This is a genomic window from Streptomyces sp. NPDC060194 (assembly GCF_042728285.1).
Taxonomy (GTDB): Bacteria; Actinomycetota; Actinomycetes; order Streptomycetales; family Streptomycetaceae; genus Streptomyces.
Genome location: NZ_JBHWZH010000030.1, coordinates 34,416 through 52,031, shown reverse-complemented (window position 1 = coordinate 52,031; position 17,616 = coordinate 34,416). Strand labels below are relative to the sequence as shown.

The 17,616-nt window shown below is 73.6% G+C and carries 14 protein-coding genes, 1 pseudogene and 1 riboswitch; of the genes and pseudogenes, 7 read left to right on the top strand and 8 right to left on the bottom strand.

All coding sequences use genetic code 11. The annotated features are described in order from the left end of the window. Window positions 1-183: 183 nt before the first annotated feature. The 3 genes from ACFWEG_RS09585 to ACFWEG_RS09575 all read right to left on the bottom strand — a co-directional run bounded on the left by ACFWEG_RS09585 (window position 184) and on the right by ACFWEG_RS09575 (window position 4,248). Complete coding sequence (locus tag ACFWEG_RS09585) at window positions 184-1,020, bottom strand: M23 family metallopeptidase (protein WP_387211298.1); 837 nt, start codon at window positions 1,018-1,020, stop codon at window positions 184-186. A 14-nt stretch (window positions 1,021-1,034) separates the two neighbouring features. Further along, window positions 1,035-1,193: riboswitch (cyclic di-AMP (ydaO/yuaA leader) on the bottom strand. A 266-nt stretch (window positions 1,194-1,459) separates the two neighbouring features. After that, a complete protein-coding gene (locus tag ACFWEG_RS09580; protein ID WP_387211309.1) occupies window positions 1,460-2,827 on the bottom strand; it encodes a M16 family metallopeptidase in 1,368 nt (455 codons plus the stop codon). A 23-nt stretch (window positions 2,828-2,850) separates the two neighbouring features. Then, window positions 2,851-4,248 carry a M16 family metallopeptidase gene (locus ACFWEG_RS09575; RefSeq protein ID WP_387211296.1) on the bottom strand — a complete coding sequence of 466 codons (1,398 nt, stop codon included), beginning with the start codon at window positions 4,246-4,248 and terminating at the stop codon, window positions 2,851-2,853. A 207-nt stretch (window positions 4,249-4,455) separates the two neighbouring features. Between ACFWEG_RS09575 and ACFWEG_RS09570 the strand changes: the two genes are divergently transcribed. Further along, complete coding sequence (locus ACFWEG_RS09570) at window positions 4,456-6,906, top strand: DNA topoisomerase (ATP-hydrolyzing) subunit A (RefSeq protein WP_387211293.1); 2,451 nt, start codon at window positions 4,456-4,458, stop codon at window positions 6,904-6,906. Between the two features lie 34 nt (window positions 6,907-6,940). Here ACFWEG_RS09570 and ACFWEG_RS09565 read toward each other — a convergent pair whose 3' ends face one another. Next, window positions 6,941-7,993 (bottom strand): CobW family GTP-binding protein, encoded by a 1,053-nt coding sequence (locus ACFWEG_RS09565; RefSeq protein ID WP_387211307.1) that lies wholly within the window; start codon window positions 7,991-7,993, stop codon window positions 6,941-6,943. 289 nt (window positions 7,994-8,282) lie between these two features. On the opposite strand from ACFWEG_RS09565, the gene ACFWEG_RS09560 reads away from it, so the two are divergent. Continuing rightward, window positions 8,283-8,747, top strand: coding sequence for a DUF6082 family protein (locus ACFWEG_RS09560; protein WP_387211290.1), 465 nt, complete (start codon window positions 8,283-8,285; stop codon window positions 8,745-8,747). A 218-nt stretch (window positions 8,748-8,965) separates the two neighbouring features. After that, window positions 8,966-9,202, top strand: coding sequence for a hypothetical protein (locus ACFWEG_RS09555; protein ID WP_387211287.1), 237 nt, complete (start codon window positions 8,966-8,968; stop codon window positions 9,200-9,202). A 55-nt stretch (window positions 9,203-9,257) separates the two neighbouring features. Here the strand turns inward: ACFWEG_RS09555 and ACFWEG_RS09550 are convergent, their stop codons facing one another. Continuing rightward, the gene (locus ACFWEG_RS09550; protein WP_387211284.1) at window positions 9,258-10,409 is read right to left on the bottom strand and encodes a citrate synthase; all 1,152 of its coding nucleotides are present in this window, start codon (window positions 10,407-10,409) and stop codon (window positions 9,258-9,260) included. 105 nt (window positions 10,410-10,514) lie between these two features. Here ACFWEG_RS09550 and ACFWEG_RS09545 point away from each other — a divergent pair, with 105 nt between their 5' ends. Further along, on the top strand, window positions 10,515-11,747 hold the full coding sequence (locus ACFWEG_RS09545; protein ID WP_387211281.1) for a citrate synthase: 1,233 nt from the start codon (window positions 10,515-10,517) through the stop codon (window positions 11,745-11,747). Between the two features lie 144 nt (window positions 11,748-11,891). Here the strand turns inward: ACFWEG_RS09545 and ACFWEG_RS09540 are convergent, their stop codons facing one another. Continuing rightward, window positions 11,892-12,902 (bottom strand): LacI family DNA-binding transcriptional regulator, encoded by a 1,011-nt coding sequence (locus ACFWEG_RS09540; RefSeq protein ID WP_387211278.1) that lies wholly within the window; start codon window positions 12,900-12,902, stop codon window positions 11,892-11,894. Between the two features lie 110 nt (window positions 12,903-13,012). Between ACFWEG_RS09540 and ACFWEG_RS09535 the strand changes: the two genes are divergently transcribed. The 3 genes and pseudogenes from ACFWEG_RS09535 (at window position 13,013) to ACFWEG_RS09525 (ending at window position 15,515) form a co-directional block, all read left to right on the top strand. Beyond that, window positions 13,013-13,969 (top strand): sucrase ferredoxin, encoded by a 957-nt coding sequence (locus tag ACFWEG_RS09535; RefSeq protein ID WP_387211275.1) that lies wholly within the window; start codon window positions 13,013-13,015, stop codon window positions 13,967-13,969. A gap of 36 nt (window positions 13,970-14,005) precedes the next feature. Then, window positions 14,006-15,179 (top strand): annotated as a pseudogene (locus ACFWEG_RS09530) (ATP-binding protein); the annotation flags it as partial. A gap of 33 nt (window positions 15,180-15,212) precedes the next feature. After that, on the top strand, window positions 15,213-15,515 hold the full coding sequence (locus ACFWEG_RS09525; protein WP_387211304.1) for a response regulator: 303 nt from the start codon (window positions 15,213-15,215) through the stop codon (window positions 15,513-15,515). Between the two features lie 36 nt (window positions 15,516-15,551). On the opposite strand, the gene ACFWEG_RS09520 is transcribed toward ACFWEG_RS09525, so the two are convergent. Beyond that, on the bottom strand, window positions 15,552-17,144 hold the full coding sequence (locus ACFWEG_RS09520; protein ID WP_387211272.1) for a cation acetate symporter: 1,593 nt from the start codon (window positions 17,142-17,144) through the stop codon (window positions 15,552-15,554). Next, a complete protein-coding gene (locus ACFWEG_RS09515; RefSeq protein WP_387211269.1) occupies window positions 17,141-17,611 on the bottom strand; it encodes a DUF485 domain-containing protein in 471 nt (156 codons plus the stop codon). Before ACFWEG_RS09515 ends, ACFWEG_RS09520 begins: the two co-directional genes overlap by 4 nt. Between the last annotated feature and the right edge of the window lie 5 nt (window positions 17,612-17,616).

Below are 17,616 nucleotides of genomic sequence, written 5' to 3'. Positions count from 1 at the left end.
GTCCGCACCAGCGCCGGTGCCCTGCACACCTTCGAGATCCCCGACGCCCTCGCGGCCCGCCTCACCGCGGCCGGGCGCGGCGAGGGCGCCAGCCTGTTCATGGTGCTGACCGCCGTCACCCAGCTGCTGCTCTCCCGGTGGACGGGATCGCGTCGCCGGGGCCCTCGCGGGAGCGTGCTGCCGTCAGACCTTGACGCCGTGCCCGCGCAGGTAGGCGACGGGGTCGATGTCCGAGCCGTACTCCTCGGAGGTGCGGGCCTCGAAGTGGAGGTGCGGGCCGGTGGAGTTGCCGGTCGAGCCGGATATGCCGATCTGCTGGCCCGGGGTGACGGTCTGGCCGACGGAGACCGTGGCCGAGGTGAGGTGCCCGTACTGGGTGTACGTGCCGTCGTGCATCTTGATGACGACGTTGTTGCCGTAGGCGCCGCCCCAGCCGGTCTCGACGACCGTGCCGTGGCCGACCGAGACGACCTCCGTGCCGGAGGCGGCGTGGAAGTCGACGCCGGAGTGGCTGCCGGAGGACCACAGCGAACCGCCGGAGTGGTAGCCGGTGGAGACGTAGGAGCCGGCGACCGGCGCCACGTAGGTGTTGAGGCGCTTGCGCTCGGCGGCGGCGCGGGCGGCCCGCTCCTTCGCCTCGCGCTCCTTCTTCGCCTTCGCCTCCGCGGCGCGGCGCTCGGCGACCAGCCGCTCGGCCTCGGCCTTGCGGGCGGCCTCGACGCGGGCCTGCTCGGCGGCCAGCTGCTGGGCGGCGGCCTGGTCGCCGATGCGGTCGGCGAGCGCGTCGGTGGTGCCGATGGCCTGGGCGAGCGCCGGCTCCGCGTCGGGTTCGGCCTGGCTGACGCCCGCGGGCAGCAGGTCGAGCGTGGTCTCCGGGGCGGGGCCCGAGGCGAGCGCGGGGCCGGCCAGGGTTCCGATGACGCCGGTGGCGGCGAGGGCGCCGGTGGTGGCGAGACGCGCGGTGGTGCGGGACATCCGGCCCGGCGCACGGTGCTTGCCGGAGGGGCGGGTGAACGCCATCGAGTGGGGTGATCCTTTCCTTCCTTCTCGCCTACCGGGTTAGCTGACGGGTTCGGAGCAGGAAGGTCTCCTACGGACCCCGCCCGAGGACGGCGTCCGATTCACCCCAGGGACACAGGTGGGTCCCCGGCTCCCCAGGCTCGCGCCTGACGGGGACTCGGCGATGGCTGCCCGGTCGCCGCGGGCGCGGCGCGTGGGTGACGGACAGCCGGATCGAAGGTAGGCGGGTGATCGGGTAATCATCAAACGGAACATGCGATATGTAGCGCACCCCACATCCCATACGCCTCGCCGCGCGGCAAATCGGGCACAACTCGCGCACAGAGGGCCCCTGCTGACAGAACGGCCCCCGGCGACACACAACGGTCGCCGGGGGCCGTGCCGTTCGGGCGCGGGGCCGGTGCGGACCGGCGGGCCGGCCGCGGTGTCGGGCGCGGTCTCAGCCGCCGACGACCGTCACCTCGCCGATGCCCAGCGCCCTCACGGGTTCGGCGATCTGCGCCGCGTCCCCCACGAGGACGGTCACCAGGCGGTCCGCCGGGAAGGCGTTGACGACGGCCGCGGTGGCCTCCACCGTGCCCGTCTCGGCCAGGCGGGCGTACAACTGCGCCTGGAAGTCGTCGGGGAGGTGCTGCTCGACCTGGTCGGCGAGGGTGCTCGCGACGGCGGCGGCCGTCTCGTACTTGAGCGGGGCGACTCCCACCAGGTTCTGCACGGCGACGTCCCGTTCGGCGTCGGTCAGGCCGCCCTCGGCCAGGGTGCGCAGGACCGTCCACAGGTCGTCGAGCGCCGGGCCGGTGTTGGGCGTGTCGACCGAGCCGCTGATGGCGAGCATGGCGGCGCCGGTGCCGTCCGGGGCCGAGCGCAGCACCTGGCCGAACGCGCGGACGCCGTAGGTGTAGCCCTTCTCCTCGCGCAGGACCCGGTCGAGCCGCGAGGTGAGAGTGCCGCCGAGGCAGTAGGTGCCGAGCACCTGGGCCGCCCACACCCGGTCGTGGCGGTCGGGGCCGACCCGCCCGATGAGGAGTTGGGTCTGCACGGCGCCGGGCCGGTCGACGATGACGACCCGTCCGGTGTCGTCCGCGGTGACCGGCGGGACGGGGCGCGGCTCGGCGGTGGAGCCGGTCCAGGCGCCGAGGGTCTCGGCGAGCGCCTTGTCCAGGTCGACGTCCTCCAGGTCACCGACGACGACCGCGACGGCCGTCGCGGGGCGCACGTGGGCGTCGTAGAACGCGCGGACGGCGGCCGCGTCGATCCCGGCGACGGTCTCCTCGGTGCCCTGGCGGGGGCGCGACATGCGGGCCGTGGCCGGGAAGAGCTCCTTGGAGAGCTGCTTGGCCGCCCGGCGGGCCGGGTTGGCCTGCTCGTGCGGGATCTCGTCGAGGCGGTTGCGGACGAGCCGGCCCACCTCGGCGCCGTCGAACGCCGGGGCGCGCAGGGCGTCGGCCAGCAGCCCGAGCGCGCGGGGCAGCCGGGAGACGGGGACCTCCAGGGAGACCCGGACGCCGGGGTGGTCGGCGACGGCGTCCATGGTGGCCCCGCAGCGCTCCAGTTCGGCGGCGAAGTCCTCGGCGGAGTGGTTGTCGGTGCCCTCGTTGAAGGCGCGCGCCATGATCGTGGCGACGCCGTCGAGGCCGGCCGGTTCGGCGTCGAGCGGCGCGTCGAGGTGCACCTCGACGGCGACGACCTGCTGTCCGGGGCGGTGGCAGGTCAGCAGGGTGAGGCCGTTGGGCAGGGTGGAGCGGTTTGGGGCGGGGAACGCCCACGGCGTCGGCTCACCCGCCTGCGGCCGCGGGTGGAAGGTCATCTCGGTCAGGGGCGCGGTCCCGCTCACTTGGCCGCCTCCTCGGTGTCGGCGTCGGCTTCGGTCTGCGTGGCGAGGTCGGTCTCCGCGGCGTCGTCGTCGACCTCCTCCAGGTCGGCGCCCGGCAGCGGCTCGTAGACGAGGACGGCGCGGTTGTCGGGGCGCAGGGTGGCCGCGGCGATCGCCTTGACCTCGTCGGCGGTGACGTCCAGGACGCGCTGCACGGCGGTCAGCGCGAGCTGCGGGTCGCCGAACAGGACGGCGTAGCGGCACAGTTCGTCCGCGCGGCCGGCGACCGTGCCGAGCCGGTCCAGCCACTCGCGCTCCAGCTGGGCCTGGGCGCGCTCCATCTCCTCGGGCGTGGGGCCCTCGGCGGCGAAGCGGGCCAGCTCCTCGTCGACGGCCGCCTCGATGGCGGGCACCTCGACGCCGCCGGACGTCTTGACGTCCAGCCAGCCCAGCGAGGGGGCGCCGGCCAGGCGCAGCAGGCCGAACCCGGCCGCCACGGCCGTCTGGTCGCGGCGCACCAGCCGGTTGTGCAGCCGGGACGACTCGCCGCCGCCGAGGACGGTCAGCGCCAGGTCGGCGGCGTCGGCCTCGCGGGTGCCGTCGTGCGGGAGGCGGTAGGCGGCCATCAGCGCGCGGGCCGGGACCTCCTCCCGGAGCTCCTCGCGCAGCTCCTCGCCGATGACCGCGGGCAGGGTGCCGTCGCGCGGGGGCTGCTTGCCGTCGTGGGCGGGGATGGAGCCGAAGTACTTCTCCACCCAGGCGAGCGTCTGCTCGGGGTCGATGTCGCCGACCACCGACAGGACCGCGTTGTTCGGCGCGTAGTACGTGCGGAAGAACGCGCGGGCGTCCTCCAGGGTGGCCGCGTCCAGGTCGGCCATGGAGCCGATCGGGGTGTGGTGGTAGGGGTGGCCCTCGGGGTACATCAGGGCGGTGAGCTTCTCGAACGCGGTGCCGTAGGGCACGTTGTCGTAGCGCTGGCGGCGTTCGTTCTTGACGACGTCGCGCTGGTTCTCCATCGACTCCTCGTCGAGGGCCGACAGGAGCGAGCCCATCCGGTCCGCCTCCAGCCAGAGGGCGAGCTCCAGCTGGTGGGCGGGCATGGTCTCGAAGTAATTGGTCCGCTCGAAGCTCGTGGTGCCGTTCAGCGAGCCGCCGGCGCCCTGCACCAGCTCGAAGTGGCCGTTGCCCTCGACCTGGCCGGAGCCCTGGAACATCAGGTGCTCGAAGAGGTGGGCCAGGCCGGTACGGCCCTTCACCTCGTGGCGCGAGCCGACGTCGTACCAGAGGCAGACCGCGGCGACCGGGGTCAGGTGGTCCTCGGAGAGGACCACGCGCAGGCCGTTGGCCAGCCGGTGCTCGGTCGCTGTGTGGCCGCCGGACGCGGCGGCGGCGGTGGCCGTGTGACCCATGGGCATGTACGTCCCTTCGATCGCGGTGCGGAGAAGTCCCGCCACCCTATGCAAGCGAGCGGGCCCCGCGCGAAGTTCCCCTACCGGGCCACATGCACTCGTACGGTGCCCCGCCGGACCCCGGACCCGGGTCGCGGTCCGGGTTGTCAGTGCGACGGTCCACAATGGTCGGCGTCACCCCCAGACCTGGCATGTGAAGGAGCAGCAGCCGCGATGGCCCGCCGCAGCACCAAGACCCCGCCGCCGGACGACTTCGAGGAGAAGATCCTCGACATCGACGTCGTGGACGAAATGCAGGGCTCCTTCCTCGAGTACGCGTACTCGGTGATCTACTCCCGCGCCCTGCCCGACGCCCGCGACGGCCTGAAGCCGGTCCACCGCCGGATCGTCTACCAGATGAACGAGATGGGCCTGCGGCCCGACCGCGGCTACGTCAAGTGCGCGCGGGTCGTCGGCGAGGTCATGGGCAAGCTGCACCCGCACGGCGACGCGTCGATCTACGACGCCCTGGTCAGGATGGCCCAGCCGTTCTCCATGCGGCTCCCGCTGGTCGACGGGCACGGCAACTTCGGCTCGCTCGGGAACGACGACCCGCCGGCCGCGATGCGGTACACCGAGTGCCGGATGGCCGACGCGACCTCGCTGATGACGGAGTCGATCGACGAGGACACCGTCGACTTCGCGCCCAACTACGACGGCCAGGAGCAGGAGCCCGTCGCGCTCCCGGCGGCCTACCCCAACCTGCTGGTCAACGGCGCCTCGGGGATCGCCGTCGGCATGGCGACCAACATGCCGCCGCACAACCTGGGCGAGGTCATCGCGGCCGCCCGGCACCTCATCCGGCACCCGGGGGCCGACCTGGAGACGCTGATGCGCCTCGTGCCGGGCCCCGACCTGCCCACCGGCGGCCGGATCGTCGGCCTCCAGGGCATCAGGGACGCGTACGCGACCGGCCGCGGCACGTTCAGGATCCGCGCCACGGCGACCGTCGAGGACGTCACGCCGCGCCGCAAGGGTCTGGTCGTCACCGAACTGCCCTTCGGCGTCGGCCCCGAGCGGGTCCGGGCCAAGATCAAGGACCTGGTGGCGGCGAAGAAGCTCCAGGGGATCGCCGACTTCAAGGACCTCACCGACCGGGCCCACGGGCTGCGCCTGGTCATCGAGATCAAGAACGGCTTCGTCCCCGAGGCCGTCCTGGAGCAGCTCTACAAGCTGACGCCGATGGAGGAGTCCTTCGGCATCAACAACGTGGCCCTGGTCGACGGCCAGCCGCTCACCCTGGGCCTGAAGGAGCTCCTGGAGGTCTACCTCGACCACCGCTTCGAGGTCGTCCGCCGCCGCAGCGAGTTCCGCCGCTCCAAGAGGCGCGACCGGCTGCACCTGGTCGAGGGCCTGCTCGTCGCGCTGATCGACATCGACGAGGTCATCCGCCTCATCCGCTCCAGCGAGAACTCCGCGCAGGCCAAGGAGCGGCTGATCGCGCGCTTCTCGCTGAGCGACGTCCAGACGCAGTACATCCTGGACACGCCGCTGCGCCGGCTCACCAGGTTCGACCGGATCGAGCTGGAGAGCGAGCGCGACCGGCTCAACGAGGAGATCGACGCGCTCACCGTGATCCTGGAGTCGGACGCCGAGCTGCGCAAGGTGGTCTCCGGCGAACTGGCCGCCGTCGCCAAGAAGTTCGGCACCGACCGCCGTACCCTGCTGATGGAGTCCACCGGCGCGGCCCCCGTCGCCGTCTCCCTGGAGGTCGCCGACGACCCCTGCCGGGTGCTGCTGTCGTCGACCGGCCTGCTCGCCCGCGCGGCGGACGGCGCACCGGCCGCCGACGGGAACGCCAAGCGCGTCAAGCACGACGTGGTCGTCTCCGCGGTGCCGGCGACCGTCCGCGGCGAGGTGGGCGCGGTGACGTCGGCCGGCCGGCTGCTCCGGCTCACCGTCGTCGACCTGCCGCAGCTGCCCGACACCGCCGGCACGCCGAACCTGTCGGGCGGCGCGCCCGTCACCGAGTTCCTGTCGCTGGAGGCCGACGAGAAGGTGGTCTGCCTGACCACCCTCGACGAGTCCTCCCCCGGCCTCGCGCTCGGCACCGAGCAGGGCGTCGTCAAGCGGGTGGTGCCCGACTACCCGGCCAACAAGGACGAGTTGGAGGTCATCAGCCTCCGCGAGGGCGACCGGATCGTCGGCGCGCGCGAGCTGCGGACCGGCGAGGAGGACCTCGTCTTCATCGCCGACGACGCCCAGCTGCTGCGCTACCCCGCCGCGCAGGTGCGACCGCAGGGCCGCCCTGCCGGCGGCATGGCCGGCATCAAGCTGGCGGCCGGTGCGAAGGTGATCGCCTTCGCCGCGGTCGACCCGTCGGCCGACGCGGCGGTCTTCACCGTCGCCGGATCGCGCGGCACCCTCCTCGGCGACGCGGAGGGGACGGTCAAGCTGACGCCGTTCGACCAGTACCCGCGCAAGGGGCGCGCCACCGGCGGCGTCCGCTGCCAGCGCTTCCTGCGGGGAGAGGACATGCTGACCCTCGCCTGGGCCGGCGCGATGCCCGCCCGCGCCGCGCAGCAGAACGGCACCCCCGTGGACCTGCCGGAGCCCGACCCGCGCCGGGACGGTTCGGGGACGCCGCTGGGCCGCTCGGTCGCGGTGGTGGCGGGCCCGGCGTAGGGCCCGCCGATCCGGCGGACGGCGGCGCGCCCGCTCAGGCGGGGTCGTCGCCGTCCGGCGCGTACCGCAGCACGCCCCACATGGCGCGCTCCAGCACGTCGGGGTCCTGCGGGAGGTCCGCGTCGGTGACCCGGCAGCCGTCGAGCTGCTTGCGGACGGCGTCCGCGTCGATCCCGGCGCCGATCAGGACGAGCTGGGTGAGCCGCGGCTCGCCCGCCGGCCAGGGTTCGGGGTGGAAGCGCAGGAAGCGGCCCACCGCGTGCAGGCCGTAGCGGTTGCGCGGGTCGCCGGCGCCGAGGTCGACGAACCCCTTGATGCGGTAGAGGCCGGCGGGCCGGGTGTCGAGGAACGCCATCAGCCGGCGCGGGTCGAGCGGCTCGGCGGAGGTGAACGCGACGCTCTCGTACGCGGCATGCGGGTGGGCAGTGTGGTCGCGCTCGGGGTGCAGCAGCTCCTCGAAGGAGAGCTGCCCCGCGACCTGCTCCTCGCGCGGCCGGCACTCGAACAGCAGCTCCGGGTCGATCCTGCCGTGCGCGACCGGCAGCACCGGCGACCCCGGGGCGAGACCGGCGAGCACGTCGCCGACCCGGTCGAGCTCGGCCTCGGCCACCTGGTCCCGCTTGTTGAGGACCACGAGGTCGGCGAGCGCGAGGTGGCGGTCGGTCTCGGGGTGCCGGGTCCGGGTCGCGTCGAAGTGGGCGGCGTCCACGACCTCGATCAGGCCGCCATACCGGGCGTGCGGGTTCTCCGTGCCGAGGACCATCCGCACCAGCTCCTGCGGCTCGGCGAGGCCGCTCGCCTCGATGACGATCGCGTCGAGGCGGTTCTCCGGGCGGGTGAGGCGGTCCAGGTACGTGTCGAGTTCGCTGCCGTCCACCGCGCAGCACATGCAGCCGTTGCCGAGGCTCACCGTCGAACCCGCCTGTCCCGCCACGGACATCGCGTCGATGCCGATCGCCCCGAAGTCGTTGACGACCACCCCGATCCGGTTGCCGCCGCTGTGCGCGAGGAGGTGGTTCAGCAACGTCGTCTTCCCCGCACCGAGGAACCCCGCGAGCACGACGACGGGGATCGCCCTGAAGGACACCTTCACGACCTCGTTCCTCTCGTCGACACGCGCCTCTCCCGCGCGCCGGAGCCGTCCACCCTACGCCGTGGCCCGAGGTTGCACGTCCCGTGAACGGGGAACAACGTAATGGCACAACGCCGCACGACGCGGCGTGCTTCTGTGCGCCCGCTCTACGCCCCTCCACGCCGATCAAAACCACCCGGCACGCTGAGGGACGCAACATGGCTGCCCACCGATCGCTCGTCGGCACAGCGACTCCGCACAAGGGATCCGACGACCGGCGGGGGGCCAGACCCGGGGGGTTGACATGGCCACACGGAAGCACCGTCGGCGAGGATGGGGCTTCTCGCTTCCCAGCGCACGCCGACACCGCGAGACGAACCTGATCCAATACCAGCGGCTCCACCTCGATCTGCTGTTCAAAGCCATCGACGACCCGGATCTGGTGGCGGTGATGGACACCTACGGCGGCGCGGTCCCGGCCGACACGCAGCGCCAGTACCTCATGGCCAACGCGCTGTACACCAACATGCTGCTGGCGTACCGGGTGGGCAGCGTCACCCGCAAGGAACTGTTCGGGCACATGCGGTTGTTCTTCCAGAATTCTGTTTGCCGGGAGTTCTGGCTGGCCACGGCACCGCAGCGGGCGAGTCTCGACCCGGACTCCGAGGAGTACTCCATCGGTCGGATGATGGACCAGTTGCTTCAGGACCTCGACGAGGCCTCCGACAACGAGGACTGGTGGGTCGTCGGCACCCCGCCCGAGTCATAGCCCGCTGGGCCCGCACCGTCGGGGCCAGCGGGAGGGGTCAACCTCGGTCCCGGCACACAGGGTGAATCCGCACGGCAGGCCGCTTACCCAACTCCCCTGCGCACAGGCCATGTTGTGCAGAATCTATGTGTAACGTTTCCATGAAGCCCTGTGTGCACACCTGCCACTCCCGGACGATGGAACCTCATGTCCACATCCCTCCTATAGGACCGGTTCCATTGAAGATCGTGCGTCGCATCGGTGTGCCCCCGACAGCCCGTGGAAGCATCACAGGCCAGTCGTGTCCCGACATCTTCGAGCTGTCGGACGGCAACTTCGCCGTCATCGGCACCGAGGCCACCTCCCGCCTCGACGGTGAACTCCCGGACGACGCATCCCGCGCCGACTACGAGCGCATTGTGATCGTCTCCCGCGAAACCCTGGTCCGCGCGAAGGCCGACATCCCCGACGCCTGACTCCGTCCGCACCGCGGGACGGCCCGGCGGCCACGGCTGCCGGGCCGTCCGCGTGTCAGGACACCGCCGGCACGGGCCGCGGCGCCTCCGCCCCCACATACCGCGCGGACGGCCGGATGATCTTCGCATCCCGAGCCTGCTCGAGAACGTTCGCACTCCACCCGACGACCCGCGCCGCACAGAACGTCGGGGTGAACATCTCCCGCGGCAACCCGCACAGCTCCATGACCACACCGGCGTAGAACTCGACGTTGGTGTGCAGCTCCCGCCCCGGCTTGAGCTCGGCGAGGATCGCCTCCACCCGCGCCTCGACCTGCACGGCGAACTCCACCAGCGGCCCGCCGAACTCCTCGGCGATCCCCCGCAGCATCCTCGACCGGGGATCCTCGGTGCGGTAGACGGGGTGGCCGAAACCCATGATGCGCTCCCCGGCGAGCACCCGGGACCGGATCCACGGATCGATCCGGTCCGGCGTCCCGATCGCGTCGAGCGTGTCGAGCGCCCGGCTCGGCGCCCCTCCGTGCAGCGGCCCCGACAGCGCGCCGACCGCGGCGACCAGGCACGCCGCCACGTCCGCCCCGGTGGAGGCGACGACCCGGCCGGTGAACGTGGACGCGTTGAAGCCGTGGTCGACGGTGGAGACGAGGTACCGCTCGACGGCCCGGGCCCGCGCGGGGTCGGGCTCGGCCCCGGTCAGCATGTACAGGTAGTTCGCCGCGTAGGGGAGGTCGTCGCGCGGCGCCACGGGCTCCAGCCCCTGCCCGAGCCGGTGCAGCGCGGTGAGCAGCGTCGGCACGGCGGCGCACGCGGCGAGCGCGTCGGCCGCGCGGCGCTCGTCGGTCAGGTCGTACACCGGCCGGAAGCCGGCCGACGCGCCGAGCAGGGAGAGCGCGGTGCGCAGTCCGGCGAGCGGGCCGGAGAGGGCGCAGGACCGGGCGAGCGCGGGCAGCGCGTCCCGCACGTCGGCGGGCAGGTGTCGCAGCGGCGCGATCTCAGCGGCGAAACCGGCCCGTTCCGCCGCGTCGGGAAGCCGCCCGCGGAACATCAGGTGCCACACGTCCTCGAACGTGCGCTGCTCGGCCAGGTCGATCGCCGAGTACTCCCGGTAGTGGTAGAAGCCCTCGCGGCCTCGGACGTCGCCGAGCGCGGTCTCGGTGACGACAACGCCCGCGAGCCCGCGGGGGACGGTCGGTTCGGTGGTCTGCATGACGGCGGCTCCCATGTCTCGTACCTGACTCGACCATCCATGCTTGACCTATTGCATGTCAATATTGATTTGATCAACATTGAAAGCCGGACCTAGGATGTCGTCATGACGGAAGACAGCGCCCATCGCCTGACGACCGCCGAGGCCGCCGACCTCCTCGGCGTCAAGGCGGCGACGGTCTACGCGTACGTGAGCCGCGGCCGGCTGACCCGGCGGCCGGGCGAGAGTGGGCGGGGCAGCACGTTCGACGCCGCGGAGGTCGAGGCGCTCGCACGCCGGAGCCGGCGGGAGTCGGCGGCGCCGCAGGGCGAGCTTTCGGTGCGCACGGCGCTGACCCTGATCGAGGGGGACCGGTACTTCTTCCGCGGCGTCGACGCGACGGAACTCGCCGCGTCGCACCCGTTCGAGCAGGTCGCGGAGTGGCTGTGGACGGGAGCGTCGGCTCCGGGCGCCCACTTCACCGCCCCGCCGGACGCACTGGCGGCCGCGCGCAGAGCGGCCGGCGCCCTGCCGCCGCACAGCGGTCCGACCGACCGGCTGCGGGTCGCCGCCGTGGCCGCGGCGGTCGCGGACCCGCTGCGCTTCGACCTCTCGACGGACGCCGTCCTGGGGACGGCACGCGCCCTCATCCCCACCCTGGTCGGGGCGTTGACACCTGGAGAGGGCACAGAGGGCGAGGCCGGCGGCGACGCGTCCGTCGCCCTGCGGCTCTGGACCGCCCTGAGCGAGCGGGAACCCGACCCGGCGGCCGTGCGTTGCCTGGACACCGCACTCGCGCTGCTGGTGGACCACGACCTGGCGGCGTCCACCCTCGCCGCCCGGGTCGCCGCCTCGGCCCGCTCCCATCCCTACGCCGTGGTCTCCGCCGGGCTCGGCGCACTGGACGGCCCGCTGCACGGGGCGGCGAGCGCCCTGGCGCACCGGATGCTGGTCGAGGTGACGGAGCGCGGCGCCGCACCGGTGGTCGCCGACCGGCTGCGGGCGGGGCAGCGGGTGCCCGGCCTCGGGCACCGGCTCTACGCGGCCGAGGACCCGCGCGCCCGGCTCCTGTTCGAGCTGCTCGACGGCCTGCCGCAGGCCGCTCCCGCGCTGGCCGCGGCCCGGGACGTCGTGGCGACGACCGCGCGGCACACCGTGCTGCCCGCCAACGTCGACCTCGCGCTCGCCGTGCTCACGGTCGGCGCGGGCATGTCCGCGGAGGCGGGCGAGGCGATCTTCGCGGTCGCCCGCACGGCCGGCTGGATCGCGCACGCACTGGAGGAGTACGGGGAGCGGCCGCTGCGGATGCGGCCGTCGGGCACGTACATCGGCCCGCGCCCGCCTCTGCCCCCTCCCTGAGCCGATCCGGACACGGGCACCGCTCGCGACGTCATGATCTAGTAAAAGTCGAGACCTCTGACGCAAGAACCGGATGATCGACCGGGATTTCTTGAGTCGCCGACCGAAGGCGAGGGGTTGGACTCCCCGGTGAGTCCCGCGGGATCAGCTCCTCGGCGCCATCGCCGTCGAGCCCCGCACGACGAGCTCGGGCTCGAAGAGCAGCTCCTCCGACGGCACCGAGCCGCGTCCGATCTGGACCGAGAGCAGCTCGACCGCCGCCCGCCCCATCGCCTCGATCGGCTGCCGCACGGTGGTGAGCGGCGGCTCGGTGCAGTTCATGAACGCGGAGTCGTCGTAGCCGACGATCGAGACGTCCTCCGGCACCGAGAGCCCGCGCCGGCGCGCCGCGCGCACCGCCCCGAGGGCGATGGGGTCGCTCGCGCAGACGATCCCGGTGACCCCTTGGTCGAGGAGACGCGCGGTCGCGGCCTGACCGCCCTCCAGCGAGAACATCGCGCGGACGACGCGCTCCTCCGGCAGTTCCTCGCCGCTCGCCTTGAGCAGCGCCCGCGCGGCCGCCAGTTTGCGCTGGGAGGGCATGTGGTCGCCGGGGCCGAGGACGAGGCCGATCTTCTCGTGCCCCAGCGAGGCCAGGTGCCGCCAGGCCTGCTCGACGGCGACGGCGTCGTCGCAACTGACCCCGGGGAAGCCGAGGTGCTCTATGGCCGCGTTGACGAGGACGACCGGGATCTTGCGGTCTGCGAGCAGCCGGTAGTGGTCGTGGGGGGCGTCGGCCTGGGCGTAGAGGCCGCCGGCGAAGACCACCCCCGACACCTGCTGCTGGAGCAGCAGCTCGACGTAGTCCTCCTCCGAGACACCGCCCTTCGTCTGCGTGCAGAGCACCGGTGTCAGCCCCTGCTGGGCGAGCGCTCCCCCGATGACCTCGGCGAAGGCCGGGAAGATCGGGTTCTGCAGCTCCGGCAGGACCAGACCGACCAGCCGGGCGCGCTCACCGCGCAGCTGCGTCGGGCGCTCGTACCCGAGCACGTCGAGGGCGGTCAGCACGGACTGCCGGGTGGCGTCGGAGACCCCCGGCTTGCCGTTGAGGACCCGGCTCACCGTGGCCTCGCTGACCCCGACCTTCTTGGCAACCTGAGCAAGTCGTCGCGTCATGCCTGCAAGATTAGCGCAAGAGCCGCAAGCCGTTTGCGCGTGGTGGGAAGGGCGTGAAAGGACGTGAACCCGGGGGAGAGCGGTGACGAGGAGAGGCTAGCCTTGCCTGCGTGAGTACGTGCGCGACCGCGTCATGGAATCTGGCCGAGCCCCTCGCGGGGACAGCGGCCACGGCCACCACCTGGCTGCTGGTAGAGCAGCCGGGGCCGTGGGGCCCCAAGGCGCTCACCGCCAGCCGCCTCGACCCCGAACTGGGGCGGGCCCTGGAATCGGCCGCCGAGGGCACGGGCGTCCGCGTCGCGCTCGTACGGCGTCCGGGCCCCCACGCCGACGACCGGGCGCAGACCGCCCCCGCCCCGCGTCAGGTCTACGCCGCCCACACCGTGCCGGGCCGCTCGTGGGTCCGCTCCGCGCGGGTCGGGGACCCCGCGGCGCTCCGGCGGCTGGACCTCGCGGCACTCGGAGCGGGCGACCCCGCGTCGTTCGACCACGCGCTCGGCGGCGAGGCCCACACCGGGCCTCCGCTGGCGCTCGTCTGCACCAACGGCAAGCGCGACCGGTGCTGCGCCGTCCTCGGCCGTCCGCTGGCCGCGGAGCTCGCCGCGTCCGGCGAGGAGGGCGTCTGGGAGGTGACCCACCTGGGCGGCCACCGCTTCTCCCCCACCCTCCTGGTCCTCCCCCACGGCTACGCCTACGGCCGGGCCGACGCCCCGTCCGTCAAGGACGTGCTGCGCGCCGTCGAGACCGGCCGCGTCGTCACCGACGGCTGCCGTGGGCGCTCAGCCTGGGAGCGGCCCGCGCAGGCCGCGGAGCTGGCCGTGCGGCGCGCGACCGGGGAGGACCGCGCGGAGGCGCTGACCGTCGCGACGGTCCGGACCGCGGCGCCCGTCGCGGACGACCCGGGGCCGCGCTGGGAGGTGACCGTCGCGCACACCGACGGCGGACGGAGCTGGCAGGTGGTGGTCGCCCAACGGGCGTCGCTGCCGGAGCGGCCCGAGAGCTGCGGCGCGGCGCTGGGCGCCCCGGCGCGGATGGATGTCGTCGGCGTCACAGCCGCACCCCGCTAGCCGGTCCCGCCCGGCCCGTACCGTTCATCCCTACGGGTGCGGCGGAGGGTACGGATCGGCCCGCCCCGGCGGGTCTCCGCCCAGGTGCTCCTCGCGCAGCCGGCGATCGCGGCGGGGGTGGCGGTGCTCGCCACCGGCCTGTTCCTGGCACCGCTCGGCGACAAGCTCGACGACCAGGCGATGCGCCGGGCCCTTGCCGTCGCCCAGTCCACGGCGGCCTCCCCCTCCCTCGGCAAGGCCCTCGAAGCGCACGCCTCCGGGCCGGACGCGTCCGCCGCGCGACCGGCGCCGAGTACGTCGTCGTCATGGACGCGCGCGGCATCCGCCGGTCGCACCCGAGCGCCGACCTGATCGGGAGACCCGTCTCAGGGAGATCGACGACGGGACCCCTCGGCCGCTCCGCCCGCGGAAAGGTGCCGCTGTACGGCCCGGGCGGAGACGTGGTGGGCGCGGTGTCCGTCGGCATCGCCTACGACAGCGTCCGCGCCCGGCTGCTCGCGACGATCCCCACCCTGCTCGTCTACGCGGGCGGCGCGCTCGCCGCCGGCGCGCCGGCCGCCTGGCGGGGCTCCCGCCGGGTCCAGCGGCAGACCCGCGACCTGGCCTTCTCCGACACCGCCGGACTGCTCGCCGAACGCGAGGCCATGCTGCACGGCATCCGCGAAGGCGTGGTCGCCCTCGACCCGCAGGGCCGCATCAGGCTGCTCAACGACGAGGCCGCGCGGCTCCTCGGCCTCGACCCGGCGGTGCGCGGGCTGCCGCTCGACGACGCGCTCGGTCCGGGCCGGACGGCCGAGACCCTGACCGGCCGGGTCGGCGGCCGCGACCTGCTCGCCGTGGCGGGCGGCCGGGTGCTCCCTCGTCGTCGGGAAGGTGACCGTGGCCGCCGAGCGCGGGGTCGGTGAAGACCGCCGCGCGCCGGTCGGCGGGCTCCTTGGGCCCCGAGTCCCGCACCCGGGCCGACACCGTCCGCCCCCGTACGACCAGGGAGAGCCCCACCCGGGCCCGCTCCGAGCCGGCCGCCGCGTTGAGGGCGTTGTCCAGCAGGTTCCCCAAGGGCTGGACGACGAAGCCGGCGCCCGCGCACCGCGGCCGGGGCATCGGCCTCGCCCTCGTGCGGCGCTTCGCGGAGCGGCAGGGGGGCAGCGCCGAGGTGGCCGGCGCGCCGGGCGGGGGGGCGGAGTTCACCGTCGTACTGCCCGAGGCGCTGCCCGCGGCGGAGAGCGAGAGGCGCACTGTGGAGTTGTCGGTGCTCGTCGTGGACGACGACCGGCGGGTTGCCCGGATCAACGCCGCGGTCGTCGCGAAGGTTCCCGGCTTCCGGGTGGTCGCGCTCGCGCACTCCGTGGCCGAGACCCTCGACGCCGTGGCCCGGGCGCGGGTCGACCTGGTCCTGCTCGACCACTACCTGCCCGACGGCACCGGCCGCAGCCGGCAGACCGCCCAGCGCTACCTGAAGCTCCTGGAGCGCTCCGGCCGGGTCCGCCTGAGCCTGCGCTACGGCGACACCGGCCGTCCGGAGCACCGGTACGTCTGGGAGGGGTGACTCCGTAAGGGCCCGGTCTTGCGGGACCCGCGCCGCTCACACCGCGCCCGCGCCCGTCAGCGAGCGGACCTCCGTCTCCGCGTGCTTCGCCGCGTCGGGTGTCTCGCGCGAGGTGACCGTGCCGAGCCAGCCCGCCAGGAAGCCCAGCGGGATGGAGACCAGACCGGGGTTCTGCAGCGGGAAGACCTGGAAGTCCATCCCCGGGAACAGCGCGTCGGGCCCGCCGCTGACCACCGGCGAGAGCACCACGAGCGCCACCGCGGGCACGAGCCCGCCGTAGACCGACCACACGGCGCCGCGGGTGGTGAACCCGCGCCAGAACAGGGAGTAGAGCAGCACCGGCAGGTTCGCCGAGGCGGCGACGGCGAACGCGAGGCCGACCAGGAACGCGACGTTCAGGTCGCGGGCGACCAGGCCCAGGCCGATGGCGACCGCCCCGATGCCGGCCGCGGCGAGCCGCGCCACCTGGACCTCGCTGCGCTGCCGGGCGCCCGGGCGGCGGAAGGACGCGTACAGGTCGTGAGCGACGGACGCCGAGGAGGCGAGGGTGATGCCAGCGACGACGGCGAGGATCGTGGCGAAGGCGATCGCGGCGACGATCGCGAAGAGAACCGTTCCGCCGGTGGAGTCGGCGCCGCCGCCCAGGGCGCCGGCGAGCAGCGGGACCGCGGTGTTGCCGGCCGCGTTGGATTCGCGGACCGCGTCCGGGCCGATGATCGCCGCGGCGCCGAAGCCGAGCACGATCGTCATCAGGTAGAAGCTGCCGATCAGCCCGATGGACCAGATGACCGACCGGCGCGCCGCGCGGGCGGTGGGCACGGTGTAGAAGCGGGACAGGATGTGCGGCAGCCCGGCCGTGCCGAGGACCAGGGCGAGGCCCAGGCTGATGAAGTCGAAGCGGGCCGTCCAGTCGCCGCCGTAGCGCAGCCCGGGGCCGAGGAAGTCGCTGCCGTGTCCGCTGCGGTCGGCCGCGGAGAGCAGCAGCTGGTTGAAGTCGCCGTGGAAGCGGAGCAGCACGAGGACGGTGAGGGCGAGAGCGCCGCCCATGAGCAGCACGGCCTTGACGATCTGGATCCAGGTGGTGGCGCGCATCCCGCCGAGCGTCACGTAGATCACCATGAGCGCGCCGACGCCGACGACGGTCCCGGTCTGGGCCGCCTCGCCCGTCCCGCCGAGGAGCAGGGCGACCAGGCTGCCCGCGCCGACCATCTGGGCGACCAGGTAGAGGATCGAGACGGTGACGGACGAGGTGCCCGACGCGATCCGCACCGGACGCTCGCGCATCCGCGCGGCGACGACGTCGGCCAGCGTGAAGCGGCCGACGTTGCGCACCAGCTCGGCGACCAGGAAGAGCACGACCAGCCAGGCGACCAGGAAGCCGACCGAGTAGAGCATCCCGTCGTAGCCGTAGAGGGCGATCAGACCGGAGATGCCGAGGAAGGAGGCGGCGGACATGTAGTCGCCGGCGATGGCGAAACCGTTCTCCATGGGGGAGAACAGCCGCCCGCCGGCGTAGAACTCCTCGGCGGAGCCCTGGCGTCTGCGGCTGCACCAGGTGGTGATCGCCAGGGTGACGGCGATGAAGAGGCTGAAGAGGACCAGCGCGAGGGTCTGGTGGTCGGTGGTCAACGCCGCATCCCCCGGGTCATCTCCTGGGTGTCCCAACGCAGGTCGAGGGCGGCGCGGTCCCGGCGCAGCCGGGCGTGCCGGGCGTAGGCCCAGGTGAGCAGGAACGTGGTGAGGAACTGGCCGAGGCCGGCGAGCATGGCCACGTTGACCGCGCCGAGGACCGGGCGCGCCATGAGGTCGGGCGCGGTGGTCGCCGCGACGACGTAGGCCACGTACCAGCCGAAGAAGGCGACGGAGGCCGGGAGCACGAAACGGCGGTAGCGGCGGCGCACCTCCTGGAAGGCGGCGCTGTGCTGCACCTCCAGGTAGACGTCGCCCTCGGTGGTGCGGGGGGCCTCGGCCGCGGGCGGCCGCGGTGCGGGCACCGGGGCGGATCCGTCGGACTCGCCCCATCCCGCGGCCAGTGCGTCGTACCAGGGGTCGTCGAGCCGCACCGCCGCGGCCTCGCGCCCGTCGTCCTTCTCCACCGCTC